Source organism: Bacillus sp. FSL R5-0512 (assembly GCF_038593295.1).
Classification (GTDB): Bacteria; Bacillota; Bacilli; order Bacillales; family Bacillaceae; genus Bacillus; species Bacillus safensis.
In genome coordinates this window covers 1,221,759-1,246,225 of the sequence record NZ_CP151982.1, presented here as the reverse complement: position 1 = coordinate 1,246,225, position 24,467 = coordinate 1,221,759, and the positions used below count along the sequence as shown (strand labels likewise).

The 24,467-nt window shown below is 41.5% G+C and carries 30 protein-coding genes, 3 riboswitches and 1 other annotated feature; of the genes, 7 read left to right on the top strand and 23 right to left on the bottom strand.

The annotated features are described in order from the left end of the window. Nucleotides 1-17: 17 nt before the first annotated feature. The 9 genes from NSQ25_RS06315 to NSQ25_RS06275 form a co-directional block, all read right to left on the bottom strand. A complete protein-coding gene (locus tag NSQ25_RS06315; protein ID WP_034281516.1) occupies nt 18-416 on the bottom strand; it encodes a membrane lipoprotein lipid attachment site-containing protein in 399 nt (132 codons plus the stop codon). 308 nt (nt 417-724) lie between these two features. After that, nucleotides 725-2,083 (bottom strand): magnesium transporter, encoded by a 1,359-nt coding sequence (gene mgtE, locus NSQ25_RS06310; RefSeq protein WP_024424654.1) that lies wholly within the window; start codon nt 2,081-2,083, stop codon nt 725-727. Between the two features lie 207 nt (nt 2,084-2,290). Further along, nucleotides 2,291-2,455, bottom strand: a riboswitch (M-box (ykoK) riboswitch). A 132-nt stretch (nt 2,456-2,587) separates the two neighbouring features. Continuing rightward, a complete protein-coding gene (locus NSQ25_RS06305) occupies nt 2,588-2,728 on the bottom strand; it encodes a hypothetical protein (protein WP_003212346.1) in 141 nt (46 codons plus the stop codon). A 205-nt stretch (nt 2,729-2,933) separates the two neighbouring features. Then, nucleotides 2,934-3,452 carry a PepSY domain-containing protein gene (locus tag NSQ25_RS06300; RefSeq protein ID WP_326136517.1) on the bottom strand — a complete coding sequence of 173 codons (519 nt, stop codon included), beginning with the start codon at nt 3,450-3,452 and terminating at the stop codon, nt 2,934-2,936. A gap of 93 nt (nt 3,453-3,545) precedes the next feature. Continuing rightward, nucleotides 3,546-4,235, bottom strand: a complete 690-nt coding sequence (locus NSQ25_RS06295) for a PepSY domain-containing protein (RefSeq protein ID WP_326136518.1) — start codon at nt 4,233-4,235, stop codon at nt 3,546-3,548. A gap of 66 nt (nt 4,236-4,301) precedes the next feature. Beyond that, complete coding sequence (locus NSQ25_RS06290; RefSeq protein WP_326136520.1) at nt 4,302-5,651, bottom strand: ATP-binding protein; 1,350 nt, start codon at nt 5,649-5,651, stop codon at nt 4,302-4,304. A 3-nt stretch (nt 5,652-5,654) separates the two neighbouring features. Further along, nucleotides 5,655-6,341: a response regulator transcription factor gene (locus NSQ25_RS06285; RefSeq protein ID WP_326136522.1), complete on the bottom strand. Its 687-nt coding sequence runs from the start codon at nt 6,339-6,341 to the stop codon at nt 5,655-5,657. A gap of 212 nt (nt 6,342-6,553) precedes the next feature. After that, the gene (locus NSQ25_RS06280) at nt 6,554-6,757 is read right to left on the bottom strand and encodes a helix-turn-helix transcriptional regulator (RefSeq protein WP_326136524.1); all 204 of its coding nucleotides are present in this window, start codon (nt 6,755-6,757) and stop codon (nt 6,554-6,556) included. Further along, on the bottom strand, nt 6,758-7,057 hold the full coding sequence (locus NSQ25_RS06275) for a hypothetical protein (RefSeq protein ID WP_039178021.1): 300 nt from the start codon (nt 7,055-7,057) through the stop codon (nt 6,758-6,760). A gap of 452 nt (nt 7,058-7,509) precedes the next feature. Here NSQ25_RS06275 and NSQ25_RS06270 point away from each other — a divergent pair, with 452 nt between their 5' ends. From NSQ25_RS06270 to NSQ25_RS06260, 3 genes are all read left to right on the top strand, one after another. Next, complete coding sequence (locus NSQ25_RS06270; protein ID WP_326136525.1) at nt 7,510-8,469, top strand: S8 family peptidase; 960 nt, start codon at nt 7,510-7,512, stop codon at nt 8,467-8,469. Between the two features lie 113 nt (nt 8,470-8,582). After that, a riboswitch (cobalamin riboswitch) is annotated at nt 8,583-8,774 on the top strand. Between the two features lie 149 nt (nt 8,775-8,923). Then, a complete protein-coding gene (gene metE / locus NSQ25_RS06265) occupies nt 8,924-11,212 on the top strand; it encodes a 5-methyltetrahydropteroyltriglutamate--homocysteine S-methyltransferase (RefSeq protein ID WP_326136526.1) in 2,289 nt (762 codons plus the stop codon). A gap of 139 nt (nt 11,213-11,351) precedes the next feature. After that, nucleotides 11,352-11,822, top strand: a complete 471-nt coding sequence (locus tag NSQ25_RS06260; RefSeq protein WP_034281510.1) for a nucleoside deaminase — start codon at nt 11,352-11,354, stop codon at nt 11,820-11,822. 58 nt (nt 11,823-11,880) lie between these two features. Here the strand turns inward: NSQ25_RS06260 and NSQ25_RS06255 are convergent, their stop codons facing one another. Beyond that, entirely contained in the window at nt 11,881-12,297 is a 417-nt protein-coding gene (locus NSQ25_RS06255; RefSeq protein WP_046310733.1) for an organic hydroperoxide resistance protein, read from the bottom strand. 161 nt (nt 12,298-12,458) lie between these two features. Here NSQ25_RS06255 and NSQ25_RS06250 point away from each other — a divergent pair, with 161 nt between their 5' ends. Further along, the gene (locus NSQ25_RS06250) at nt 12,459-12,905 is read left to right on the top strand and encodes a MarR family transcriptional regulator (RefSeq protein WP_024424644.1); all 447 of its coding nucleotides are present in this window, start codon (nt 12,459-12,461) and stop codon (nt 12,903-12,905) included. A gap of 33 nt (nt 12,906-12,938) precedes the next feature. Here the strand turns inward: NSQ25_RS06250 and NSQ25_RS06245 are convergent, their stop codons facing one another. The 6 genes from NSQ25_RS06245 to purU form a co-directional block, all read right to left on the bottom strand. Beyond that, the gene (locus tag NSQ25_RS06245; RefSeq protein ID WP_041116420.1) at nt 12,939-13,367 is read right to left on the bottom strand and encodes an organic hydroperoxide resistance protein; all 429 of its coding nucleotides are present in this window, start codon (nt 13,365-13,367) and stop codon (nt 12,939-12,941) included. A 174-nt stretch (nt 13,368-13,541) separates the two neighbouring features. After that, on the bottom strand, nt 13,542-13,676 hold the full coding sequence (locus tag NSQ25_RS06240) for a hypothetical protein (RefSeq protein ID WP_024424642.1): 135 nt from the start codon (nt 13,674-13,676) through the stop codon (nt 13,542-13,544). Next, nucleotides 13,666-14,802 (bottom strand): Rap family tetratricopeptide repeat protein, encoded by a 1,137-nt coding sequence (locus NSQ25_RS06235; protein WP_034281507.1) that lies wholly within the window; start codon nt 14,800-14,802, stop codon nt 13,666-13,668. The genes NSQ25_RS06240 and NSQ25_RS06235 overlap by 11 nt, the downstream gene beginning before the upstream one ends. Before the next feature lie 124 nt (nt 14,803-14,926). Beyond that, the gene (locus tag NSQ25_RS06230) at nt 14,927-16,174 is read right to left on the bottom strand and encodes a glutamate-5-semialdehyde dehydrogenase (protein ID WP_326136527.1); all 1,248 of its coding nucleotides are present in this window, start codon (nt 16,172-16,174) and stop codon (nt 14,927-14,929) included. Nucleotides 16,175-16,186: 12 nt separating this feature from the next. Further along, nucleotides 16,187-17,284 (bottom strand): glutamate 5-kinase, encoded by a 1,098-nt coding sequence (gene proB / locus NSQ25_RS06225; protein ID WP_034281505.1) that lies wholly within the window; start codon nt 17,282-17,284, stop codon nt 16,187-16,189. Between the two features lie 55 nt (nt 17,285-17,339). Then, nucleotides 17,340-17,558, bottom strand: a binding site (T-box leader). A 43-nt stretch (nt 17,559-17,601) separates the two neighbouring features. Further along, nucleotides 17,602-18,504 (bottom strand): formyltetrahydrofolate deformylase, encoded by a 903-nt coding sequence (purU, locus tag NSQ25_RS06220; RefSeq protein WP_034281504.1) that lies wholly within the window; start codon nt 18,502-18,504, stop codon nt 17,602-17,604. Nucleotides 18,505-18,665: 161 nt separating this feature from the next. Here purU and NSQ25_RS06215 point away from each other — a divergent pair, with 161 nt between their 5' ends. Next, nucleotides 18,666-18,851: a hypothetical protein gene (locus NSQ25_RS06215; protein WP_024424637.1), complete on the top strand. Its 186-nt coding sequence runs from the start codon at nt 18,666-18,668 to the stop codon at nt 18,849-18,851. 136 nt (nt 18,852-18,987) lie between these two features. On the opposite strand, the gene NSQ25_RS06210 is transcribed toward NSQ25_RS06215, so the two are convergent. Further along, nucleotides 18,988-19,302: a multidrug efflux SMR transporter gene (locus NSQ25_RS06210; RefSeq protein ID WP_326136528.1), complete on the bottom strand. Its 315-nt coding sequence runs from the start codon at nt 19,300-19,302 to the stop codon at nt 18,988-18,990. Further along, on the bottom strand, nt 19,299-19,628 hold the full coding sequence (locus NSQ25_RS06205) for a multidrug efflux SMR transporter (protein WP_041116412.1): 330 nt from the start codon (nt 19,626-19,628) through the stop codon (nt 19,299-19,301). Before NSQ25_RS06205 ends, NSQ25_RS06210 begins: the two co-directional genes overlap by 4 nt. Before the next feature lie 66 nt (nt 19,629-19,694). Then, nucleotides 19,695-19,804: riboswitch (guanidine-I (ykkC/yxkD leader) on the bottom strand. Nucleotides 19,805-20,026: 222 nt separating this feature from the next. Here NSQ25_RS06205 and NSQ25_RS06200 point away from each other — a divergent pair. Next, nucleotides 20,027-20,161 carry a YrzI family small protein gene (locus NSQ25_RS06200; RefSeq protein WP_211043014.1) on the top strand — a complete coding sequence of 45 codons (135 nt, stop codon included), beginning with the start codon at nt 20,027-20,029 and terminating at the stop codon, nt 20,159-20,161. A gap of 230 nt (nt 20,162-20,391) precedes the next feature. Further along, nucleotides 20,392-21,435 (top strand): trifunctional transcriptional activator/DNA repair protein Ada/methylated-DNA--[protein]-cysteine S-methyltransferase, encoded by a 1,044-nt coding sequence (locus tag NSQ25_RS06195; protein WP_326136529.1) that lies wholly within the window; start codon nt 20,392-20,394, stop codon nt 21,433-21,435. Nucleotides 21,436-21,449: 14 nt separating this feature from the next. Here the strand turns inward: NSQ25_RS06195 and NSQ25_RS06190 are convergent, their stop codons facing one another. From NSQ25_RS06190 to NSQ25_RS06170, 5 genes are all read right to left on the bottom strand, one after another. After that, entirely contained in the window at nt 21,450-21,995 is a 546-nt protein-coding gene (locus NSQ25_RS06190; protein WP_326136530.1) for a GNAT family N-acetyltransferase, read from the bottom strand. Nucleotides 21,996-22,012: 17 nt separating this feature from the next. Beyond that, a complete protein-coding gene (locus NSQ25_RS06185; RefSeq protein ID WP_025092307.1) occupies nt 22,013-22,501 on the bottom strand; it encodes a small multi-drug export protein in 489 nt (162 codons plus the stop codon). Nucleotides 22,502-22,606: 105 nt separating this feature from the next. Next, entirely contained in the window at nt 22,607-23,365 is a 759-nt protein-coding gene (locus NSQ25_RS06180) for an NADH dehydrogenase (RefSeq protein ID WP_046310720.1), read from the bottom strand. Between the two features lie 4 nt (nt 23,366-23,369). Further along, the gene (locus NSQ25_RS06175) at nt 23,370-23,696 is read right to left on the bottom strand and encodes a PadR family transcriptional regulator (protein ID WP_034281498.1); all 327 of its coding nucleotides are present in this window, start codon (nt 23,694-23,696) and stop codon (nt 23,370-23,372) included. Between the two features lie 114 nt (nt 23,697-23,810). Then, entirely contained in the window at nt 23,811-24,332 is a 522-nt protein-coding gene (locus NSQ25_RS06170) for an acyl-CoA thioesterase (RefSeq protein WP_008346212.1), read from the bottom strand. Between the last annotated feature and the right edge of the window lie 135 nt (nt 24,333-24,467).

Here is a 24,467-nt window from a genome sequence, read left to right as displayed (position 1 = left end):
CTTTTGAACGATTCTTTTTATTTAGAGGAAGCTTCAGTACCTTCTACAACCCCTACAAAGTCAATCAGCACGCCGCCTCTTTCAGGATCTTCTTTCACCCGCAGGGCAAGTGCCTTTTTCTTCCCGGTTTTTGCATCTTCATAATTCGCGTGGAACACATGAATGCTGGCTTCTTCCAATTGAAAATCCTCATAAGAAAGCGTGTCTATGCCCCATTCTTTTTTCAGTTTCAGAATGTCATCTGGGCTCGGGACTGCGCCTTCGACGTAGATGTCTTCCATTTTTCTTTTATTTCCTTCGGTGATGGCTTCAAGCATATGCTCTGCAGCCACTAGCCTTCGGTCTTTCCCCTCGTCCTCCCTTTGACATGCACTCAGCAAAAACATACATATCAAAACGAATAAGAATTTCTTCATGTTTCTCTCCCACCTTCTCCTTAAAATGTAAAGGATGGAAGCGCTATATGCAATCTTTATACAAAAAAAGACTGTAAAACGTCATGTTTTACAGTCTTAGATTGTGGACAAGGGGCTAAAATGATGTTTATTTTAGTCCTTTGTCTACCTTTCAGCGCGATCTGAAAACCTTTGAAGTCTAGGAAGGACGAGTACCGGAGCGGAGCGAATTGAACATTCGTGAGCACCGGCACGCAAGAACTGACAACGAATGCAAGGGTTTGTCGGCGCGCTGAGACTGTAAAACGTCATGTTTTACAGTCTTCTTGCTACATAAGTGTATGAAGGAAAGCTGTCGCAATACCAAAATAGATGAGCAGTGATAAAATATCGTTCAATGTTGTAATCAGCGGCCCAGATGCAATCGCAGGGTCCACGTTTAATCTGTGTAAAATAATAGGCACGATCGTACCTGCCATCGTTCCAATAATCAGTGTGGCAAGCAGTGACGAACCAACAACAAATCCTAAAATCATATTACCCTGCCACACCATTGCGACGACTGTAATAATAATGGAACAGACAATCCCAATGTAAATACTTGTTCGGAGCTCTCTAAAAATCAGGCGCATAATGGTTTTTTTCGTTAATTCTTCTTTTGAAAGTCCTCTAATGACGACCGCAAGCGACTGTGTGCCTGTATTCCCTGTCATTCCGGCAATCATCGGCATGAAGAAGGCTAAGGCGACGACTTGCTGAAGGGTATCTTCAAAGTAATTTAAAATACTGCCTGAAATCAGCCCAATGAATAAGAGCAAAATGAGCCACGGGAGACGCCGGTATGCTGCAACAAAAGCGGGCGTGTCGAACGTAATATCTTTACCAGAGGCAGCGAACTTCTCATAGTCTTCTCCTGCCTCTTGAATGACGACATCAATGATATCATCGACTGTGACGATTCCGACCAGGACATTGTTCTCTTCTACAACAGGAATGGCAAGAAAATCATACCGTTCAATCAGCTTTGCGATTTCTTCCTGATCTTGAAAAGCTCCAACGGCAATGACTCTTGTAAACATAAGATCCTGCACTTTTTCATCTGGTTCACCTAAAATGAGATCCCGGTACGACAGAACCCCTACAAGCTGTTTTTGATCATTAATGACATATAAATAGTTGATCGATTCTGCAATTTCAGCAAAGCTTTTCAGCTTTACAACTGCGTCCTGAACCGTATAGTGCTGAGGAATCCATACGTACCGGTTGGTCATGATCCGGCCTGCTGTCTCAGCAGGATAATTCATGAGAAGCTGGACGGCCTTTGATTCCTCTGCCTCCATGTTTGATAAAAGCTGATCTTTCAGCTCATCATCCATTTCATCAAACAAGTTGGCTAGGTCATCGTTATCCATTTTGTTTGTGACGAAGGTGGCTTTGTCTTTTCCTACTTTTTCAAGCACAATTTCTTGGTATTCGCGCTCAAGCTCACCCATCATTTCCGTCACATCATCGATTGTTAAAAAGCTGAGGAAACGGCCGCGGTGTTTTTCCGGAAGTTCTTTAAATAAATAGGCCATATCATATGGCTGAAGTTCTTCCATAATGTTTTTAAATTCTTTGCGTTTGCCATCTCTTAATAAAATAATGATTCTTAAAATGAGTTCATCGTACGTAATGTTCTGTATCATCGCTGTTACCTCCCCAAAGTCAGGAGATACCCGAATCCCTTAGAATGTGCGGGGTCAGGATCTCCTCTGTCTGATGCGTCAATCTGATCTTTTGACATACTCTCTATGTGTCTCGAATCGGGATGATCCATCCCCACACCTCCTTTTCTCATAAAAAAGCACCTTCAACCGAATGAAGGCGCTTTGTAAGCATGACAAAATAAACACTTGCTCCTTCAATCGTAGAGCTTTAGCACTGTATGGCATAGGAAAAAATCCAGCTGCATTAAAAATCACCTTATGTCGATGATTTCTGTTGACCCATTGGCGTCTTTGGACATTTTTGGGCAGCAGCGTATCTCCATACAGGAGCCTCACCTAACGAAGTCTCATATTGTTAACACACTGAGATTACAGAAAAAGCGGAATGATGTCAATAAGCAAGATGCCAAGTATCCTTATGTATTCGCTTACTTTTTAAAAAAAGAGCGATAGACAGCTCAGCCATCGCCCTTTCACGTTTTTTTATTCCTCTTCCGGCTGATTCATATCCTCTTGGGAGAGGAGATGAAAGGAATCATGCAAAAACAAAGCATATCCTTCTCCATCAGGATGCGGAACGTATTCCGCGTGATCCATTGTTTGCTCTTCTTCTTTTTTCTTCATATTCTCTCGCCTCCTTTCCCGTAGTTTGTCCCAATGAAAAAACCTTACACATGAAAGTGTAAGGTTTGCAGTCTAGGAAGGGCGAGCACCGGAGCGGAGCGAATTCGACATTCGTGAGCACCGGAGCGCAGACCTGACACCGAATGCGAGGGTTTGTCTACACGATGAAAACCTTACACATGAAAGTGTAAGGTTTGGTCATAGCTTAATCATCCCATTCTTGCTTCAGGATTTTGCCTGTTTTAGCGGAAATCTCAAAATCAACTTCCTCGCCGCTTGGTGTTGTGATTTCAATTTCGTAAATGTACACACCATTTTCTTTATCTAGATCAGAATCAGTGACTGTGCCTTTTACTTTTGCAAGAGCCACTTTTTCAGCCTGTTTTTTCGTGATCTTCACGTTCTGTTTCTTTTCTTTGACTGGATCATTCATCGCTTTTCCAGTTTTTGCATCGACATATACTTTATATTCAAAGCCGCCTTTTTTAATCTCGACCTCATACACCCATTTTCCTTTTTTACGCTCAAGATCCACATCATCCACATAGCCTTTCACCACTTTTAAGGCTGCTTTTTCAGCTTGTTTCTTTGAAACAAATGACGATTTCTTTTGCACGGCTTGCTCGGCGTTTGCTGTTTGATTTGTATTTTGCGCTTGAAGTGTGAAACCACCTGCGACAAGAGTTCCCGTTAATGCTGTAGCTACTAGTACTTTTTTCATCATGTTCATTTCCTCCTCTGTTTGATTTCTTCTCTATCTTAAGAAAACAAGATGATAAAGGAAGGAAAGAAACATGAGAATATCATGAGAAAAGGATTAGTTTTCGTACGTAATGCCCTCAATATCCCCTGTATAGGCGTTCACAAGCACCTCCGCCTCTCTGCCGTCAGGCAAATCCAGCTCCACCTCAAATACGAGCATACCGCTGAATGTTTCAAGATCAGCATCATCCACTGTTCCGCCAACTTCTTTGACGGCAATTTGGATGGCTTCCTCGACAGTAATTTTCGTAAGCTTCTTTTCTTTAGAGGTTGGTTTTTTCTTTTCTGCTTCAAGCACCTTAAATGACTGTTTGTCGACCTCGACTTGATACAATTCTTTTTTTGATTGGATGGTAAAAATGAAACGATCTGACGTCTCTTTTTTTTGAATGACAGTTCCGCTCACCTTTTTAACAGCCGCCTCTTCTGCCTGGAGCTCAGCATTTTTTTCATTTGGCTTTTGATAGCTTTTTAACTGTCTAATTTCTTTCATTTGACCACTTGCAGAAGATGCAATGATTTGATAGATGCCATTTGCATTTTCCAGCGTCATTGTATATTCCTGTTTATGATTGATTAAATCAATATGTGTAATGTTTCCATTGTAGTCTTTTGCGATCATTTTTTTCATTTCTGCTTCACTTAATATTTTTTGATCAATGGTTTGGATCATGAGCATTGCAAAGGCCGCAAGAATCACAAGACATCCTGCGAGCGCAAGCACCATTTTCGTTTTTCTAGACATGCAGCGCCTCCTTCCTATTTCCTATTTTATAAGGAGGAAATGAGAAATTGATGAGAAAAGACCCATTTATTTCTGAAAAAGAATGGTCATGGCTGTCCCTTCGCCGATACGGCTGTCTACCTTCAGCTCGGCCTCATGTTCTTCTGCAATTTGCTTCGCAATTGAAAGACCGAGTCCGGTTCCGCCCGTCTCACTGTTTCTCGCTTCATCCACGCGGAAAAAGCGGTCAAAGATTTTCGGCAGATCCTCTTCTTTTATGCCAATTCCTTGATCAATCACTGAAATAAATGGCTTGTCTTCTGCCCATCCGCAGGTCACATCAATTGGCTCTCTGCTATATTTGACCGCATTATCAATTAAGATGGTCAAAAGCTGTTTGATTTTCTCTTCGTCTCCTTCTGCGATCAGCGGCTGATCTGTCTGCACATGAGATTGAATCGTTCGATTGGTAGCCACTTCAAGTGTATGACAAAGCTGCTTGCACAAATGACCAAGATCAACCGGCTTCATATCCAAGTATAACGGCTGGCCGTTTTTCGCCAATGTCAATAATTGATCTGTCAGTCTTTTCATTTTTTTCGCTTCATCATGAATCGCTTGGGAGGATTCTTCTACAACCTCTGGACGTGTTTGCCCCCAGCGTTTGAGTAAATTGCTGTAGCTCATAATGACGGTAATCGGTGTCTTCAATTCATGGGAGGCATCATGCAAAAATTGCTGTTCTTTTTCATAATGCTTCTCGAGAATCTCGGACATTTCATTAAAGGTTTGTCCCATTTGATATAGTTCATCCTTTGAATCGCCTGTTAATTCAATTCGTTTAAACGCCTTCTCTTTCATACTTGCCTTCATGGTATTCGTCATTCTGCTAATCGGCCGGACAATTTGCTTTGTTAAAACGTGGCCTGCAAAATAGGAAAGCACAATAAACAAAACGCCGGTAGCGATTAAAATCATTTTTAATAACGCTAAGTTCTCTTCCGTATTTTCGATTTCTTCATATACTTGAAGCGACATAATCTCACCATTTGTCCAAATGACCGGAATAGCAGCGAACGCAATCATATGCTTATTGTATTCTTTGATTTCTGCTGTCTGGCCAGATTCGTATGTAAAAGGCAGTGAGCTAAACGTTGATTCCTTTGTGACAGTCAGTTTTGACTCTCCCGTTTCTGTCACGACACGGATCATACCATTTTGAGGCAGGTACGCCTTCAGCAGCTCCGAGGACGGAAGACCCTCTTCCTCTGATTTTTTTAAAGCAATGGCAATATTTTCAGCCACCTCAGACAAGCGGGACATATCTTTTTGCGTCAAGGTCATCGAAAAAATAAAATAAATGGCTGTATGAAACAAGAGCACCATTAAAAACAAAGACAACGACGTATAAAGCTGAATCTTATTTTTTAATCTCATTCTTTATCCTTTCATCACATAACCCACACCTCTCACTGTGTGAATCAGCTGTTTTTCGAATGGGTAATCGATTTTTTTCCTTAAATAACGGATATAGACATCTACCACATTTGTATCACCGAAATAATCAAAACCCCAAACCGCTGTTAAAAGCTGATCTCTTGTGAGCACTTGCTGCTGATGGTTCAGTAAGTGGACAAGCAGGTCATATTCTCTCGGTGTGAGTTCAAGCATTTGCCCAGCCCTTTGGATTTCTCTTGTTTTCTCGTTGACCGTTAAATCTGCTATGCTCAGCTCTGTCTCCTTTTCTTCTTGTGCATGTATATTCAGTCTTAGCTGCGCGCGAATTCGCGCTAATAATTCTTCTATGTCAAAAGGTTTTGTTATATAATCATTCGCCCCAAGATCGAGCCCGCTTACCTTATCAGGAACACTTCCCCTTGCTGTAATCAAAATAATAGGTGTCGCTGTATTTGTTTTCCGAACCCTTCTCAGCACTTCAAGACCGCTTAACTCTGGAAGCATGACGTCAAGCAGCACCAAATCGAAGCTGTCTTCTTCAAGAGCCTGAAGCCCTTCCATTCCTGTCTCTTTGACTGTCACTTCATATCCTTCATATTCAAGTTCAAGTGACAGTACCCTTGCGATTTTCTTTTCATCTTCGACTACGAGTATCTTCCCTTTGTTCATCTCTATCTCTCCTATCTAAAAGGCAAGCTTGTCTTTCCATTATTATATGTTGCCTTTCTCATTTGGAACAGTCACAATCTTCACATCTATTTTTTCATAAAAGAAGAAATATATTGAATGAAGATGTTTTTTAACACAGTAACCGCACATCAATTGAAAGGAACATAAAACGGCTAACCACTCAAAAAAGACCTCATCTTGAGGCCTGTTGATTACTTTTTTATAGGTCTGCTGACAAAGAGCTGATCTACTGAAGTTCCTAAAACAAAAGCTATGTCAAAAGCTAACTGCAAAGTGGGGTCATATTTATCATTTTCGATCGCGTTAATGGTTTGTCTCGACACCTTACAAAGTTTAGCTAATTCTTCTTGAGACAATTTATTAGATTTTCTTAGCTCTTTAATATGATTCTGCATTTAATCACCATATTTTTTTCTGTAAATGAGGAATGTGAATACATATATTATTGAAACCACAGACAGGAACGCGATAGGTGAAATCCCAATGCCCTGATTTGAGTTCCCTTGAATCGTTAGAAAGATATTCTGTGCGACTTCTAATAAAAGCATACCGAAAACCACAATAAACGCATAAGATTGAGCTTTCGAGTAAATAAATCTCTTTCGTTCATCACCCTTTTGAATCATCGAAGTAATCAAAATGAACAATCCGATCAATAATATTATAACTGAATAGACAACCTTTACGTAATCCAATCTTTAGTCCCCTTCCAAATAAAATGTCAAATACTCTTTACATTTATAATCATAGCATTAGTCTCCTAAATGTCAAATACTTTTTACATTTCTTATTCTTTATAAAATTATCATTGAAAAGCAATAATCTGCTCTCATGGTTTATCTATTTTCTTCTCTTCTTTCATCTATTGATTCTTTTTCAATCTGCCTATTTTAGTTCTATTCACCCATTTTCATCTGTACAGGTGCAACCTCACTATGCAGCATTTCCTTCTTTTTCATATGATATCAAGAGTTTTCTTCAAAAGGTGAGCTCTTTCGTCAATATGTGAGGAGAACTGCACTTTTGATAATAGATTGATTATTTGAAAAATTATTACAATTGACCCTTTCCGATCAAAAGTTTCTTTTATACAATAACATTATGCAGCCTGAATCTACTTTGAAAACAAAATAAGGAGGGCTTTCTTATGAAAGGTGAAATTCGCTTAATTCCGTATGAAGTAAAAGCCAATGTGATGGAAGCGAAAGAGACGCCGGAAAGTATTCAGGAGATTAAAGCACCCGAACTTTGGTCAAGTGGCTTCAAAGGAAAAGGCATAACCATTGCTGTCCTTGATACAGGCTGTGACACAGAGCATCCCGACTTAAAAGATCAGATTATCGGAAGGAAGAACTTTACCGATGATGACGATGGAGATGCTGAAAATGTAAAAGACTACAATGGACATGGTACCCATGTAGCTGGAACGATTGCCGCAACCGATCAAAATGGCGGAATTTTAGGGGTTGCCCCTGAAGCCAAGCTGCTCATCGTAAAAGTTCTTGGCGGTGAAAATGGCAGCGGAAAATATGAGTGGATCATTGATGGCATCAACTATGCCGCAGAGCAGAAGGTGGATATTATCTCTATGTCTCTCGGTGGTCCAAGCAATGAGCCTGCCCTGCAGGAAGCCATTCAAAATGCGGTAAAAAGCGGTGTGCTTGTTGTGTGCGCAGCAGGAAATGAAGGGGACGGGGACGAGCGTACGGAAGAGTTCTCCTACCCAGCAGCATACAATGAAGTCATTGCCGTCGGTTCTGTTTCCCTTGCTAGAGAATCCTCTGAATTTTCTAACGCCAATAAAGAAATCGACCTCGTCGCTCCAGGAGAAGACATTTTATCCACTCTCCCTAACCATAAATATGGCAGGCTCACAGGGACTTCAATGGCCGCCCCTCACGTAAGCGGTGCACTAGCCATTATTAAAAACGCCGAAGAAGAAGCGTTCCAGCGCAAGCTGACAGAGCCTGAGGTTTATGCTCAGCTTGTCAGAAGAACCCTTCCATTAAAACAGTCGAAAGCCCTTGTAGGGAATGGATTTTTATATTTAACTGCGCCTGATGTCCTTTTAGAAAAAACATTAGAAGCAGATCTTTTATCTCTATAGCTTAAATAGAGGTCCTGAGAAAAGATAGAATTTTCTCAGGATTTTTTTAATTAAAATTATTCAAAATTTACTTTGACGAAATGAAGTGAACGTTATATAATCGAACACAATAAATTCATAGTTTGAGAGTCGGTAATTCGATTACACGTCGAATTTTAATTGGGAAGACCGGTGAAAATCCGGCGCGGTCCCGCCACTGTGAGTGAGGAGAGCTTTTCTCAGGAATCCACTGTCATTAGGATGGGAAGGATGAAAAGCTTGCAGATTCACCAGCCAGGATACCAGCCGCTCTATCACATCAAACCCCCTACGGTTGATAGGAGATGTCGGAAAAGCGTCAGTGATACTCACGCCTTATTTCGCACACACATTTTGTCTTTTAAACCAGACATTTACCTCATCAATCATGATCATGAGCGTAAATGTCTTTTTATATTTAGAGGAGGAATTGGAATTGACAATTGTTAAAACAAGTAATCTAGGCTTTCCGCGCATTGGTTTAAACAGAGAATGGAAAAAAGCACTTGAGTCTTACTGGAAAGGTCAAACAGACCGCGAAACCCTCTTAAGCACACTGGATGAACAATTTTTAACTGCCATTAAAACACAAATCGATCAACAAATTGATGTTGTTCCTTCTGGAGACTTTACCTTCTATGATCACGTGCTGGATACCGCTGTTATGTTCAATTGGATTCCAGAGCGCTTCCGCAGCTTAAAAGACCCGCTAGATACATACTTCGCGATGGCAAGAGGAACAAAAGATGCCGTCTCAAGTGAAATGACAAAATGGTTTAATACAAACTATCACTACATCGTTCCAGAATACGAAAAAAGCACAGAATTTAAACTCACACACAACAAGCCGCTTGAAGCTTACGAAAAGGTGAAAAAGGCGTTTGGTGTTGAAACAAAACCGGTTGTACTTGGTCTATATACATTTGTCTCACTTTCTAAAGGTTATGAAGCAAATGAAGTGAAAGAAATCCAGCAGCGTCTAGTGCCGCTTTATACTCAGCTTTTAAAAGAACTTAAAGAAGCAGGCGTCAAATGGGTTCAAATTGATGAACCTGCACTTGTCACAGCTTCCAGTGAAGACGTAAAATCCGTAAAAGAAATTTATCAAACGATCAAAGAAGCCGTACCTGGCTTGAACATTCTTCTTCAAACATACTTTGATTCAGTAGATGCGTATGAAGAGCTTGTCACATATCCTGTTGAAGCAATTGGTCTTGATTTTGTCCATGATCAAGGGCGCAACCTTGATCAAGTGAAAAAGCACGGCTTCCCGAAAGATAAAATTTTAGCAGCAGGCGTCATTGATGGAAGAAATATTTGGAGATCAGACCTTGGCGAAAGATTATCCTTTATTTCTGAAGTCATTGCTGACGTTCAGCCGAAAGAAGTGTGGCTGCAGCCATCAAGCAGCTTGCTGCATGTGCCAGTTGCCAAACACCCAAGCGAACAGCTTGAAGAAAAACTATTAAACGGACTGTCTTATGCCACTGAAAAGCTGGCTGAATTGACATTACTAAAAGAAGGTTTAACAAAAGGAGCAGCTGCCATTGATGCTGATATTAACGAAGCAGCACAAGCACTTCTTTCCTTAAAAGAGTTCGCAAAAGGAACAAATGCGGATCTAACAGCGGAACGCAACAATCTTTCATCGAAAGATTTTAAACGTCCAGCTGCCTTTGAAGAACGCCTACGTATCCAAAACGAATCTCTTGAGCTCCCGCTTCTTCCAACAACAACAATTGGCAGTTTCCCGCAGTCTGCCGAAGTGCGCAGTGCTCGTCAAAAGTGGCGCAAAAATGAGTGGACAGATGCAGAGTATGATGAGTTTATTAAGAAAGAAACAAAACGATGGATTGATATTCAAGAAGAAATTGGTCTGGATGTGCTCGTACATGGGGAATTTGAACGTACAGACATGGTTGAATACTTCGGTGAGAAGCTAGCCGGATTTGCCTTCACAAAATTTGCTTGGGTACAATCCTATGGATCACGCTGCGTGAAGCCGCCAATCATTTATGGAGATGTAGAGTTTACAGAGCCAATGACAGTGAAAGAGACGGTATACGCACAAAGCTTAACAGAGAAAAAAGTCAAGGGCATGCTGACAGGACCTGTTACCATCTTAAACTGGTCTTTCCCAAGAACAGATATCTCTCGCAAAGACATTGCTTTCCAAATCGCTTTCGCTTTGCGTAAAGAGGTAGAAGCTTTAGAAGCAGCTGGTATTCAAGTGATCCAAGTGGATGAGCCTGCGCTAAGAGAAGGACTTCCGCTCAAAGAAAGTGATTGGGCAGAATATTTAAACTGGGCAGCAGAGTCATTCCGTTTATCCACATCATCCGTTCAAAATGAAACACAAATTCATACACATATGTGCTACAGTAACTTCGAGGATATTGTCGATACAATCGAAGACTTGGATGCTGACGTGATTACAATTGAACATTCACGCAGTCATGGCGGATTCCTCGATTACTTAGAAAAACACCCGTATTTGAAAGGACTTGGACTAGGCGTTTATGACATCCATAGCCCGCGCGTTCCATCTGTTGAAGAAATGAGCGAAATCATTGATGATGCGCTGAACGTTTGTCCGACAGATCGCTTCTGGGTGAATCCGGATTGTGGTCTAAAAACTAGACAAGAGCCTGAAACCATTGCTGCTTTGAAAAACATGGTCACAGCTGCTGAAGTCGCTCGTAAAAAGCTGGCGCAGCATGCATAATTGAATGTCCCTCCCCTGCTGAACGCGGCAGGGGTTTTTTATGCGTAATTTGGCCTGTTCGATCTCCTGCTATGATGATTTCTTTTCTAGCATGATTCGTTTATACTAGAGAAGTCAGTCGAACAAAGGGAGGAAGACAATGAATCACGAAGATTTTTTACAACGAGCAATTGATCTTGCAGTAGAAGGAGTCAATAGTGGTACTGGCGGCCCTTTTGGAGCAGTCATTGTCAAGGATGGTCAGATTATTGCAGAGGGCAGCAACAACGTGACAACAGCAAATGATCCAACCGCACATGCTGAAGTCACAGCCATTCGAAAGGCGTGCCAGACGCTGAATACATACCAATTAGAAGACTGCACTCTATACACAAGCTGCGAGCCTTGTCCGATGTGCCTTGGCGCTATTTACTGGGCTAGACCAAAAGCTGTGTATTTTGCCGCTGGGCATCAGGATGCAGCGGATTCTGGTTTTGATGACTCATTTATTTATGAAGAAATCAACAAAGAATACGAATCAAGAAATATACCATTTTACAAGCTGACACCTCAAAAAACCCTTGCGCCATTTGAAGCATGGGAAGCATACGAACAAAAGAAAGAATATTAAAAAAGAAACACCTGCTCATCAGCAGGTGTTTCTCTTTTCAGCGTGATAGAAAACTTTTTTATTCAGTCACTTCAAGTTCTACTTCAATGTTCCCTCTTGTTGCTTTTGAATATGGACAGAATTCATGTGCAGCATGGACAAGCTCTTTCACTTTGTCATGATCATGACCTTTCGCAGATACAATTAGCTTTACGCCAAGCTTAAAGCCGCCGTCACTTTCATCTTTTAAAAGACTGACATGTCCTTCTACTTCCGATTCTATTTCTATCCCTTGCTTCTTGGCTACCTGCTCAAGTGCTCCTCCGAAACAAGCTGCATAGCCTGCTGCAAATAATTGCTCTGGGTTTGTACCAGTCTCTCCATCTTTCTTAGCGTTAGGCATGACAATGTTATGATCGAGCACACCATCCTCTGAACGAACATGTCCAGCTCTTCCATGCTGCGCCTTTACTTTTGCTGTGAATAATGGTTTCATCTTCATCTCCTCCTTCATCTATTCATCCTTTTCACGTTCTCTTCATTTCTCAAACATTTATGGCACATTGAAGAATTTTTCATTTTTCGTCTGTATTTATTTTAAAAAGGAAGAAAATCTTATACAATGATAAGTATGACAAAAAATAGTTGGTGACTGACATGACAAATGAATTTGAACATATGAAGCTGGAAAACCAGCTTTGTTTCTTGTTATATGCAAGTTCACGAGAGATGACGAAGCAGTATAAACCGTTGTTAGAAGAATTAAACATTACGTATCCGCAATATTTAGCACTGCTTTTATTGTGGGAGCATGGAACATTAAATGTGAAAACGATGGGAGAGCTTCTCTATTTAGACTCCGGTACACTCACGCCCATGCTGAAACGAATGGAGCAAAACGGACTCATTATCCGAGAACGTTCGAAAGAGGATGAGCGGTCTGTGCAAATTCGTTTAACGGAATATGGAGAGCAGCTAAAAGAAAAGGCCACTGCGATTCCGTCTCACATGCTGACTGGGACAGGAAGATCGGAAGAAGAGCTAAAAACACTGCGTGCCTCTTTACATGAGCTTTTGCAAAATTTAACACAATCAAAAGGCTGAGGGAATGTTCCCTCAGCCTTTTATTCATATCTATTATTGTGCGACAGCTACTAGTTCTACTTCGATGTTTCCTTGAGTTGCTTTTGAATATGGGCATACGCCGTGCGCTTTATGAACAAGTTCTTCTAATGCAGACTGCTCAATTCCAGTTCCCTTTACTTCTAATTGAACACCTAGTTTGAAGCCGCCATCTGAACTGTCTTTTAATAAGCTGACATGTGCTGTTACTTCACTTTCAAAACGGATACGCTCTTGTCTTGCTACCATTTGAAGGGCTGAATCAAAACATGCAGAGTAGCCTGCTGCGAATAATTGCTCTGGATTTGTTGCTTTTTCAATTTTTTTTGCTCTTGGTGTTCCAGGCATTGCTACATCATGCTCAAGTACACCATCTGTTGAAACAACCTTACCTTCTCTTCCTCCGACAGCTGATACCGTTGCTGTAAATAAAACGTCTGACATGAATATAACCCTCTTTCTCTCCAATAATATTTTCTACAATTGAATTGTACACAATTTAAATTGTAGAGTCAATCAATAAATACTCTTTTTTAAGTTTTCCTCCTCGTTTCCTTTTTATGAGCATGTCCCGCAGAATGGTGTTTAGGCAGTAAAAAAAGCCCTTTAACAAGGGCTTTAAATCGTATCATGCTGCGGATTCGGTTGTTCCAGCGTATGGTTTCTGTTATCTGGGTCGGCATTTGCTGCTGCCAGCCACAATGCCATAATGGTGATGCTTGTACAGACGACTGCCCATTTTTTAAAATTCATATAAACAATCCCCTCTCTGAATATAGATTCGAGCATGTTCCGCTTCCCCATAGAACATGGAAGATTTTTCATAATCCCCCATTTCATTATAATACTTTGCGGTATCTAATGCCAGCTCCTCTATATCTGGATATGCATAGACAGACTCTAAAAAATGGAAAATTCGTTTGATATGCTCAGCATCTTGTCTTAAATACAATGCTTCTAGAAATATGGTTTTCTGAAGATGAATGTCATCTTGAAGAGCTTCTGCTCGCTTCATACATTCTTCTCTGTAGTGTAATGCTTCTTCGTGTTTTCCTTGTTTGTATAATATCTGAGCGGCTGTATAAAGAGGGTCTATAGATCGACGAAGATGATCGGATTGATTTTGATCAAATAACGAGATGGATTCTTTCATTAATTCGAGTGCGCGGGTCAAGTCTCCCATTCGGTAATAACTGTTGCCCATATTAAACAAAGAGGAGGCAATAAAACGCACATTCTGAAACTCTCTTGATCTCGCAAGTGCTCTTTCGAGATGTGGTAATGCTTTTTCATGCCTTCTCATATCATCGTAGTTACCTGCCACAATAAATTCACACTGAATTGTGCGAAGCGCATACAGTTCATGCTGAACATAAACATCCAGCGCTAGTTTAGCATGGTGCATCGAGATATGTGTTTGTTTCATGTGATAATATATTTCTGACATTTTAAAATGAAATTCCGCACGTTCAATATCATCTGATACAAAAGAAAGCTTGTGCTCTGCCTTTTGATAAGACGATATGGCAGCAATATACTCCCTCCGCCCGAATTCATACATGCCTCTAAAAAAATGATAGTAGTATTCAAGCATGCCTGTAACATGCGTTTGATGCTCATCTATTTCTTTCGAAAGCTCGGAAAAGTTGGCGCGAAGCTTTCCTTCCTTTAATGGCTTTAAATAATCGAGCATGACCTCATGCCTAAATTCCATTAAAGAAAAATAGAGAAGCAAATTCTGATCTTCTTCCATTGAATCAAGAGAGGTGCGAATTTCCTGTTTTAACTGTTCTGCTTGTTCTGAATCAAATCTGCGGATTAATTCATACCACTTGTTGATTTTCACTCCAATATCCGAAGAGGGAATGATTTTCGCCATACGTTGCCTTCTCCAATCTTCTCAAAATATAAAACATTACCATATTTTATCATACTTGACCGGAGAAATACAAAAATGAAAGGAAAAAGAGAGCCTGTTGTCACAAGACTCTCTTTTAAATTCGTTATTCTCTTATTTGTCCTTGACCACGAATGACAAATTTTTCAGACGTTAAGGCTGACAGACCCATTGGCCCTCTTGCATGAAGTTTTTGCGTACTAATTCCTATTTCCGCTCCATAGCCAAACTCAAAGCCATCTGTGAAACGAGTAGAGGCATTATGATAAACAGCGGCAGCATCGACAGCTGTTAAGAAAAGGGCTGCATGCTCATCGTTTTCCGTAATGATCGCTTCAGAGTGCTTAGAGCTATATGTTTGAATATGCTGAATCGCTTGTTCTATGTTTTCTACAATTTTAATACTGACGATCGGTGCTAAAAACTCCGTTGCATAGTCCTCTGCTGTCGCTAATGCAGCACTAGGAGCAAGCGCGCAAACGGCTTCATCACCGCGTATTTCTACCCCATTTGATTGAAGGGCTTCAAATAACGAAGCACCGTATGTTTTTGCCCATGTTTCATGAATGACAATGCTCTCGATCGCATTACAAACAGATGGTCTCTGGGTTTTGGCATTCAGCACAATCCGCTCAGCCATTTCGTTTTTTGCTGTTTCATCAATATAGATATGACAATTTCCTGCACCTGTCTCAAGCACCGGCACAGTTGACTCTCTCACGACAAGATCAATTAAATTCTTCCCGCCGCGCGGAATGAGGACATCCAGGTATTCATTTAAGGTGAACAGCGTTTTCGCCGTTTCACGGCCAGTATCTTCAATCAATTGCACACTGTCTACTGGAATATCCGTCGTATGAAGCGCTTCATGAATCACCTTTACAATTGCCTTATTACTATGAATAGCAGATGAGCTTCCGCGCAGAATCACAGCATTTCCAGTTTTCAAGCAAAGGGTCGCAGCATCGACTGTCACGTTTGGTCTTGCTTCATAAATCATTCCAACCGTTCCAAGCGGTACACGGACCTTTTCGATGAGCAGACCGTTTTCTTTTTGAATGGTTTCTAACGTTTCACCAATTGGGTCTATTAGCTGAATGAGTTGAAGGGTCGCGTCTGCAATGGCTTCAATTCTCTCTTCCGTGAGTGTGATCCTGTCAATGACAGATGGCGTGAACTGCTTTTCCTCAGCAGCCTGAACATCCTTTAGGTTCTCCTCTATTAAATAAGCTGAAGATGCTTTTAGTGCACTCGCGATGGCGTGCAGGGCAGCATTTTTTTGTTCCGTCGTTTTTAGAAGCAGCTGATCTTTGGCTGCACTTGCTTTTTTTGCTTTTTCAAAAACTTCATTCATCGTATTCCCTCCTCAGTTTTGTACATGCTGTACCCAATGATCTCGGTGTATGACCTCAGGCTTCTCTTTTGAAAGCTCGTCACTTCGCATTCCTTTAATGCCGAGAAGCTCATCGGAGGCGTACAAGGTTTGTCCCTTACCAACTAATCCGTTTGGACCGACGACTTCTACGACTTCTCCTTTAGAAAAGTCACCAGCGACATCAATGACTCCTGCCGGAAGAAGGCTTCTGCCATTATGCAAAATCGCCGCTTCTGCTCCTGCATCAATCATGATCTTTCCAGAGACCGGTGAGTGGAATTGAATCCATTGACGACGGTTGTTCACGGCTGATAAATCCTGTTCACCGATATACGTTCCATCGCCTTGCCCCGCAAGAATGCGAAGCAGTTTGTCTTCCCCAGTGCCTGTGCCAATGAAGACTTTCACGCCAAGTGAAAGTGCCGTTTGTGCAGCAGACAGCTTCGATTTCATTCCGCCTGTTCCAACCTTTGAACCGGTGCTCTTTGCATATGAAAACAATTCTTCTGAAATGTGGGTCAGGACATCAAACCGCTTCGCCTCAGGATGCTCATTTGGATTTGCATCATAAATGCCATTGATGTCTGTTAATATAATCAATTGGTCTGCATGGATTAATCCACTGACAAGAGCTGACAGCATGTCATTATCCCCAAAGGTAAGCTCCTCGATGGAGACTGAATCATTTTCATTTATGATCGGCAAAATCTTTCTTTCCAGCAGCTCCATCATCGTTGCGTAAGCATTTCGATATCTTGTTCGATCTGAAAAGTCATTACGTGTTAAAAGCATTTGAGCAGGTGTCATGTGAAACTGTGAAAAAAGCTCTGTATATTTCTGCATTAACAAGCCCTGACCAACGGCGGCAGCTGCCTGTTTCCCCTTTAAGGTCACAGGTCTTGATGGATAGCCTAAGCTGCCAAATCCTGCTGCAACGGCTCCTGACGAAATTAAAATGATTTCATGACCTGCTTCTTTGAGCTTTGCGATGGCTCTTACATGATCCCGCATCTTTTGTTCATCAATGGCTCCTTTTTGCTCTGTTAATGAACTGCTGCCAATTTTTATGACGATCCTTTGCTTTTTCATCCTTGATTCCCTCCGCTATACCTTTAGGCACAAAAAAATCCCTTTTTCTCCTTATGTAAAGGACGAAAAGGGATTTTCCGTGGTACCACCTTCGTTGAATAAGCATGCGATCTGCTTATTCCACTCAACTCCTGTAACGCCAGGCACGCGCTTAGATTTTTCCTCTAAGGCTCAAAGGGCAGGTTCAGCAGCTGTCTGCGGCAAATGTTTCAGCACATCATTTGCTCTCTTTACGCATCAGTTCCTGCTTACTATTCCTTTTCAACGCTCGTTAATTTTTTTATATTATCACCAATTGCTAAAGAAAAGTCAAGCGGTCAATTAAAGACAATCGTTTTATTCTCATGAACAATAATGCGATCTTCAAGGTGCCATTTGACAGCACGTGCAAGCACACTGCGCTCAATTGTCCGGCCAATATTTTTCAGGGCCTCCGCATCATCCCGGTGATCTACACGCTCAATATCCTGTTCAATGATCGGTCCTTCATCTAAATCATTGGTGACATAATGAGAAGTCGCACCAATTAATTTGACTCCCCGCTCATATGCCCGCTTGTATGGGTTTGCACCAATAAATGCTGGCAGGAAGGAATGATGAATATTAATGATTTTGTTCGGATGCTCTTCAATGAATCCAGGCGTTAAAATTTGCATGTATCTGGCAAGCACAACCGCATCAATGTCGTACTTTTCTAATAAGGCGAGCTGCTCTTTTTCAGCTTCTTTGCGGATATCTTTATTCGCCTTTACAAAATGGAATGGAATTCCGAGTGCTTCTACTGTATCTTTTGCCGTTTCATGATTGCTGATCACAACTGCGATTTCAGCCATTAAATTTCCGCTTTGCCATTCCCATAGAAGCTCATGCAGACAATGTAGCTCTTTTGAGACAAAGATTGCCAGCTTTTTCAGCTCACTTGCACGCGACATGCTCCACGTCATTTGAAATGATGCTGCGATTGGCTCAAAGCTATTTTTCAATTGATCCATATTCGCCGAGATGTCTTTCCAATCAAATTCAATTCTTAAAAAGAACCGGCCGCTTTCATGATCGGTTGTGTATTGGCTGGATTCAATGATGTTCGCTCCGTGCTCAAATAAAAAGGAAGAAACAGCTGATACAATACCAGGCTGATCCGGGCAGCTGACAAGTAATCTGCCTTTTTGCTCGTGCTTTTGTCTGTGTAATTCAAGTTTCTCTGTAATCAATGTTCTCATGTATCATGACCTCATTTACGTTTTCATTCTAATGAAATATTATACTGGACTGGAAAGAGAAAAAGCAATGAAGAGTCTATTTTTTATTGAATATTCATTCAATTTCGCACCTAGCGTGATATAATATGAGTAGACCTTTTATCACAAAAGGAGTGATGGAGATGAAAAGCATGACTTTGTTTGGTAAAGTGAGCTTTTGGCTCGGCATCGTATGTCTGATCACAGGTATTTATCTTTTTATGGCCGGTGAGAGACTCATTCCTTTACTCACATTTGGTGTCTGTTTTCTTCTAGTGAGTCAGCTTTACCGCAAAAATGAAAACGATTCCAATCATCATTCGATGTAACAAAAAAGGGCTCAAATGATTTTTATTTGAGCCCTTTTTCTACTTTTAACGCGTGATAGAAAACCTTTGCAGCCCTGACAAAGAATGCGAGGGTTTGTCTACATGGAGAGGCTGGCAGACAGACGCCACCCTTTTCTTATTCAATGATTTTTAACCCGACCGCCGCAGATAAAATCAGTGCGATAAAGAAAATACGTTTTGCGTCCTTCGACTCACCGTAAAACAGCATGCCGACAATGGCTCCTCCAGCAGCTCCAATGCCAGTCCAAATGGCGTATGCCGTTCCCATCGGAATTGTATTCATCGCAAGAGAGAGCATGAGAAAGGACAGCGAAAATCCAACTGCAATGAATAAAATCCATTTGACATGCCGGTCTTTCTGGAATTGATTCATCATGGTGACACAAAGCATTTCTAAAATGCCTGCACCAATAAGTAAAAGCCAGCTCATGATTCAGTCTCCCCTTTCTTTTCACCCGTGGTCAGTTTGAGCCCTAATACACCGCTTAAAAGCACCATGATTAAAAGTAATTTCACTAGCTGTACCGGCTCACCCATTACCATACCTACTATGACAGTACCTGCTGTCCCAAGTCCGGTGAAAACGGCGTAAAGTGTGCCAACTGGCAGTACAGTCGTGGCTTTCAGGAGTAAATAAAAGCTGACGACAATACAAACGATGGTTGCGGCCCACTCCAATAAAGAGTCAGCATATTTCAACCCCATCACCCAGCCGACTTCAAAGATCGCCGCAATAAAGACATTTCCCCATTTCATCTAATCCCTTCCTTTCTGAACGATTCCAACCAACAAAAAAAGCCCGGAAATCGATCGTTTGATCAAATCTCCCGGGCTTTTATCCCTCCGTGTACATACGGTCTATTGTGTAGACCTTATGTGTTTTCTCTCGGTCCAGACTGCGCCACCCGCACGGAACCCTAGAAAACCAATTCTTAATAAGCAGATCTGACTTAAAGCAGATTCTGTGTGTCAAAATTGTATCACACCCCGAAATACCGGTCTACCGCTTTGCTTGCCACACGCAAATATACTTGTTCATTTTTCGAAAGAAATTTTATGGGACCGCCGTATACTAAGGGTTAGAAACAGGTCAACTGATAAAGAAGATCTGCGGGCTGTTTCGCGTGCTGCGAACTGAAGGGAAACGAGCGTATATGACAATTGATTTATTTTTTATGACATTGACGATCAAGCGTAAATACAAGGACATGGAGACCGTACTTTACGAACAAGAAGTTGAAGCATTTTATGAAGAAATGAAACAGAAGCAGCTAAAATATATGAACTAAAACATTAAGTGAAAAATGAGAAAAGAAGGAGATTGACACGTTTATGATGCTTGATTGTTATACGAGGGAGAAGGATCTATTCCGGGTACAGCAACGATCACACCGCTGATATAATAAAATCAGATTGATGTGATGAACGTTCAACTTTAGGATGATGCATTTACAGATCATCCGTTGTACTCCAAATAATGCTGAAAAACATTTTATAAAAAATCAAGAGGTGGATTCATATGATGATGACCGATGAACAAAAACATGAATTTTATCAAGCACTTGTTGACAAGAATCCGCAATATGACGGCACATTCTTTGCCTGTATTAAGACAACCGGCATCTTCTGTCATGCCACATGTACGGCCAGAAAACCAAAATTTGAAAACTGTGAGTTTTTCTTTACAGCGGAGGAAGCACTGCTGGCAGGGTATCGCCCTTGCAAGCGCTGCACACCATTAACATACCCGAACAGCATTCCTGAAGAAGTCAAAACACTCGTTTCAGCAGTAGAAAAAAATCCTGAGAAACGCTGGAAGGAAGAGGACTTCCGCCAATTAGGGATTCACTCTGCCACAGCTCGAAGAAAATTTAAAGACATTTACGGCATGACCTTTGTTCAATATGCAAGATCACGCCGAATGGGACTTGCCTTTAAAGAAATTTTGAACGGAAAAAAAGTAATCGATCAGCAGGTCACTTTCGGCTATGAATCTTCAAGCGCCTTCAATGATGCATTTACGAAAATCATGGGAAATCCCCCTAAAAAAACGCAGATTCACATTCTTTATGCTAATTTTATTTCTACACCGATCGGGAGGATGATGAGCGTGACAGATGCCACACATGTGTATTTACTGGAGTTTATGGACAGGCGGGGACTCGAAAAAGAAATTGAAACATTAAGAAAGAAGCATCATGCCCGCATTTTAGTTGGAGAAACAAACGTCCATCAGCAATTAGCAAAGGAATTGGCTTTATATTTTGAGAAAAAGCTGACCAAGTTTACTGTACCGCTTTCCTTACATGGCACCCCTTTTCAAATGAAGGTGTGGGAGCAGCTTTCACTCATTCCAGCAGGCGAAACGAGATCCTATCGTGATCTAGCCGCGAAACTGGGCGATCCGCATTTGGTTCGTGCCGTTGGTAATGCAAATGGTGCGAATCAATTGGCGATTATCATTCCCTGCCACCGCGTGATTCAAACAAGTGGTGAGCTTGGAGGCTATGGCGGGGGGATTGAACGGAAGAAATATTTGCTTCAGTTAGAACAGCGTGCATAAAAAAACGGCTCTGCTTAATCGGTAAGCGAGCCGTTTTCTCCGTTACGAGTAATGCTGTATACATCAATGATTTGGTCCCATTTTGAAATGGTTTTTTCTTTTTTCATGCCCATTTTTAAAGCGACCTTCACCGACGCTTCATTCTCTGGACGTATTAAACTGACCATCCGTCTGACCTTCATTTTTTCAAATCCATAGGTAAGACAGCCTTTTGCGGCCTCAGCAGCATAGCCATTCCCCCACGCCGCTTTCTTTAGCATATAGCCGATCTCAAGCTCCGTTTGTCCTTCGATATTTTGCAGGACAATTCCGCTTTGTCCAAGTCGTTCATTTGTTTCTTTATCTTCAATGATCCATAGAGAGGTGTGGTATATGCGGTCATTTTTTTGATTCCATGCAATCCACTCTTTTGTCTGCTGTTCATCCTTCAAAGAAGGATAATACTTCATCACTTCTTCATCCTGGAACAACTCCTCATATAAAAATGACGCATCATGTTCATTCATCGTTCTCAGTTTAAGGCGCTCTGTTTCTAGTACTGTTCTTGTTTGAACTGTCATTGATGATCCCCCCTTCTTTACTTGCTAAAAATATCTCCGAACAACCCATTTGAATCTGGGGCAAAGTAATGGAAGCCCGCACCGGTTAAACTTGCAGCCAGCGCTGTCCACATCATTAAACTGACGGTCATCCACACCGCGACTTGCTTTCTTTTCGTTCCAAAGCTCATGCACATCAAGGCCGCTAAATGACTGCCGATGATAAAAGGACCAATGAGCGCTAATCCAGGCAGACCGTATCGTTCCCAAATTTTTCTCGCCCGCAGCTGCTTTTTCTCGCCTTTTTCATCACCTTTCTCTTCTTTTCTCTTTAACCACCATGCTTTAAACCGGTCCACAAACACAATGAGAAGCAAAACTGTGAGAAAGTTGCCGATGAATCCAATTACAGCCGTTGTCACAGGATGCAGCCCACTTAAGATTGCGAATGGAACGACACCAATCACCTCAAAAAAAGGCAAAGCAGCCAATACAAAAACGAGTACATATCCCCATACGATATCCAAAAACAGAACCCCTTTTCATTTTTGTCCTCTCCCCATTGTAATGAAAAACACAATTCCATTTCTACATTTTTTTAGAAAAAGAAAAGCACATCGTATGAGATGTGCTCAGTTTACATTCGTATTTTCATTTTTCTTATTTGCCCGGCGCAGGACAATGAGCATAAGCCCTATTAAAATCACAATAGATAGCAGACTTTGCAGCAAAATCACACTTGGTGACGTCCAGCCAATCCATTCGAAGATGAGCTGCGGTCCGAAAAAGATAATCGGAATCAATGAAACGACATTCGCCTTTAAGATTGCATTGAATACAACGATGCATAGCAGCATGAGCAGAATGACGCCCCACCTCTGGCCAGAAGTAAGGACAAGTAGTGGTGTGCCGACCTTTTGATCCAATAGTTTGATTGTCACCATCGCTGTCAGCTGAAAGATTCCTAACATCCAAAAGTAAAGAAATACCCGGCTGCTTGTTTGAAAGGCAGACGCTCTAAACATCACAATGATCATGATGACATTGGCCACTAAAACGAGCGGATATCCAATTAAAGCAAACCAAGAATAGGATAAGTTTTGGCTGATTGCATCTGATAAGATCATATAAAAAAGCGATCCAATTAAGAAAGCACTGACGAATGGCACCCAGTCTTTATGGTTTCCTGACAGCTCTTTTGCCAGTTCATCAGCATAGCTCCGCGGATCTCCTCCGAACACATCCTCACCTGTTTTGCCGTCTTTTTCAGCCTCAACCGCATGTGCTGTCAGTTCATCCATCAGCTCATCGATTTCATCCTGATTTTTTCCCTTTGATATGAGATAAAGTTGCAGCTCTAGTAGAATGTGTCTTGTTTCTTTTGATACCATAATCTCACTTCCCTTTTTGTAATAAGCGGTTTACATTTTTTGAAAGCTCATTCCAGCGGTCAATAAACTCTGTGAGCGCTTGTTCTCCCGCTTGTGTGAGCGTATAGTATTTCCTTTTCGGACCGCTCGCTGACGCTTTTGTAACGGTGGTCACCAGCTGTTCCTTTTGCATACGCAGCAAAATCGGATAGATACTGCCTTCACTTATTTGATCAAACCCATAATGCGCGAGCTTCTTCGTCATTTCATACCCATAAATTTCGCCCTCAGAAATAATCGACAGCAGGCAGCCTTCTAAAATTCCTTTTAGCATTTGTGTGGATGTTGTCATGATTGTTCCTCCGATTCCAGTATCTTGCATCACAAGATAGCTTCATCTTACCATACACTATCTTGCCATGCAAGATACTGGCACAGAAAAAAATCACCGCTTAAAGGGTGATTTTTACGCCCAAGGTTTATCTGTCCCAAGTGCGTCAGCAAGCGCCTTACTATGCTTTCGGCGGCTTTTTCTTTCCTCTGCCCGCTGCTTCGCTGTTTGATGAAGCATGATTTCTTCCTCTGTTTCCGGCATCACCTGCGGGACTCGTTTAGGCTTTCCGTTTTCATCTAATGAGACAAATGTCAGAAATGAAGTCGCTGCGAGTCTGCGTTCTCCAGACATCAAGTTTTCTTTAATGACTTTGACGAACACTTCCATAGAAGACGTGCCCACCCATGTGACATAGGATTCCAAGCATACTGACTCCTTTTGTCCAATCGGCTCTAAAAAGTCAACAGAATCCATTGAAGCTGTGACCGTTTCACTGCGGCTGTGTCTTGCAGCCGAGATGGAGGCAATGTCATCTATATAACTCATTAATTTCCCGCCAAATAACGTTTGGTGGTTATTCGTATCGAGAGGGAATACCCTGCTGGTTTTAACAACTTTCGATTCCTTGCAGTATTTGAAATTTTCTTCACTCATCATCATAGCTCCTTCTTGCTGTTTTCGTGGATGCGGAACGACTTTTATTAAACACTATTCTTTTAGGTTTGTCTAAACTTTTTGCTTTAGTCTTATGTGAGAGATTTTCTTTCGGAAATGTTTCAACCATGGCTA

Coding starts and splice junctions, on each gene's coding strand:
- NSQ25_RS06285 (WP_326136522.1), bottom strand. CDS start 6,341: ATGAACAAAGGGAAGATACTCGTAGTCGAAGATGAAAAGAAAATCGCA.
- NSQ25_RS06170 (WP_008346212.1), bottom strand. CDS start 24,332: ATGAGTGAAGAAAATTTCAAATACTGCAAGGAATCGAAAGTTGTTAAA.
- NSQ25_RS06250 (WP_024424644.1), top strand. CDS start 12,459: ATGACAAATGAATTTGAACATATGAAGCTGGAAAACCAGCTTTGTTTC.
- NSQ25_RS06190 (WP_326136530.1), bottom strand. CDS start 21,995: ATGACAGTTCAAACAAGAACAGTACTAGAAACAGAGCGCCTTAAACTG.
- NSQ25_RS06215 (WP_024424637.1), top strand. CDS start 18,666: ATGAAAAGCATGACTTTGTTTGGTAAAGTGAGCTTTTGGCTCGGCATC.
- NSQ25_RS06175 (WP_034281498.1), bottom strand. CDS start 23,696: ATGACAACATCCACACAAATGCTAAAAGGAATTTTAGAAGGCTGCCTG.
- NSQ25_RS06235 (WP_034281507.1), bottom strand. CDS start 14,802: ATGGCGAAAATCATTCCCTCTTCGGATATTGGAGTGAAAATCAACAAG.
- NSQ25_RS06180 (WP_046310720.1), bottom strand. CDS start 23,365: ATGGTATCAAAAGAAACAAGACACATTCTACTAGAGCTGCAACTTTAT.
- purU (WP_034281504.1), bottom strand. CDS start 18,504: ATGAGAACATTGATTACAGAGAAACTTGAATTACACAGACAAAAGCAC.
- NSQ25_RS06315 (WP_034281516.1), bottom strand. CDS start 416: ATGAAGAAATTCTTATTCGTTTTGATATGTATGTTTTTGCTGAGTGCA.
- NSQ25_RS06270 (WP_326136525.1), top strand. CDS start 7,510: ATGAAAGGTGAAATTCGCTTAATTCCGTATGAAGTAAAAGCCAATGTG.
- NSQ25_RS06280 (WP_326136524.1), bottom strand. CDS start 6,757: ATGCAGAATCATATTAAAGAGCTAAGAAAATCTAATAAATTGTCTCAA.
- NSQ25_RS06205 (WP_041116412.1), bottom strand. CDS start 19,628: ATGAAATGGGGAAATGTCTTTATTGCGGCGATCTTTGAAGTCGGCTGG.
- NSQ25_RS06240 (WP_024424642.1), bottom strand. CDS start 13,676: ATGAATTTTAAAAAATGGGCAGTCGTCTGTACAAGCATCACCATTATG.
- NSQ25_RS06245 (WP_041116420.1), bottom strand. CDS start 13,367: ATGTCAGACGTTTTATTTACAGCAACGGTATCAGCTGTCGGAGGAAGA.
- NSQ25_RS06305 (WP_003212346.1), bottom strand. CDS start 2,728: ATGAAGAAAAAAGAAGAAGAGCAAACAATGGATCACGCGGAATACGTT.
- NSQ25_RS06230 (WP_326136527.1), bottom strand. CDS start 16,174: ATGAATGAAGTTTTTGAAAAAGCAAAAAAAGCAAGTGCAGCCAAAGAT.
- NSQ25_RS06255 (WP_046310733.1), bottom strand. CDS start 12,297: ATGAAACCATTATTCACAGCAAAAGTAAAGGCGCAGCATGGAAGAGCT.
- NSQ25_RS06290 (WP_326136520.1), bottom strand. CDS start 5,651: ATGAGATTAAAAAATAAGATTCAGCTTTATACGTCGTTGTCTTTGTTT.
- mgtE (WP_024424654.1), bottom strand. CDS start 2,083: ATGATACAGAACATTACGTACGATGAACTCATTTTAAGAATCATTATT.
- NSQ25_RS06295 (WP_326136518.1), bottom strand. CDS start 4,235: ATGTCTAGAAAAACGAAAATGGTGCTTGCGCTCGCAGGATGTCTTGTG.
- NSQ25_RS06195 (WP_326136529.1), top strand. CDS start 20,392: ATGATGATGACCGATGAACAAAAACATGAATTTTATCAAGCACTTGTT.
- NSQ25_RS06300 (WP_326136517.1), bottom strand. CDS start 3,452: ATGATGAAAAAAGTACTAGTAGCTACAGCATTAACGGGAACTCTTGTC.
- NSQ25_RS06210 (WP_326136528.1), bottom strand. CDS start 19,302: ATGAGCTGGCTTTTACTTATTGGTGCAGGCATTTTAGAAATGCTTTGT.
- NSQ25_RS06260 (WP_034281510.1), top strand. CDS start 11,352: ATGAATCACGAAGATTTTTTACAACGAGCAATTGATCTTGCAGTAGAA.
- proB (WP_034281505.1), bottom strand. CDS start 17,284: ATGAAAAAGCAAAGGATCGTCATAAAAATTGGCAGCAGTTCATTAACA.
- NSQ25_RS06200 (WP_211043014.1), top strand. CDS start 20,027: ATGACAATTGATTTATTTTTTATGACATTGACGATCAAGCGTAAATAC.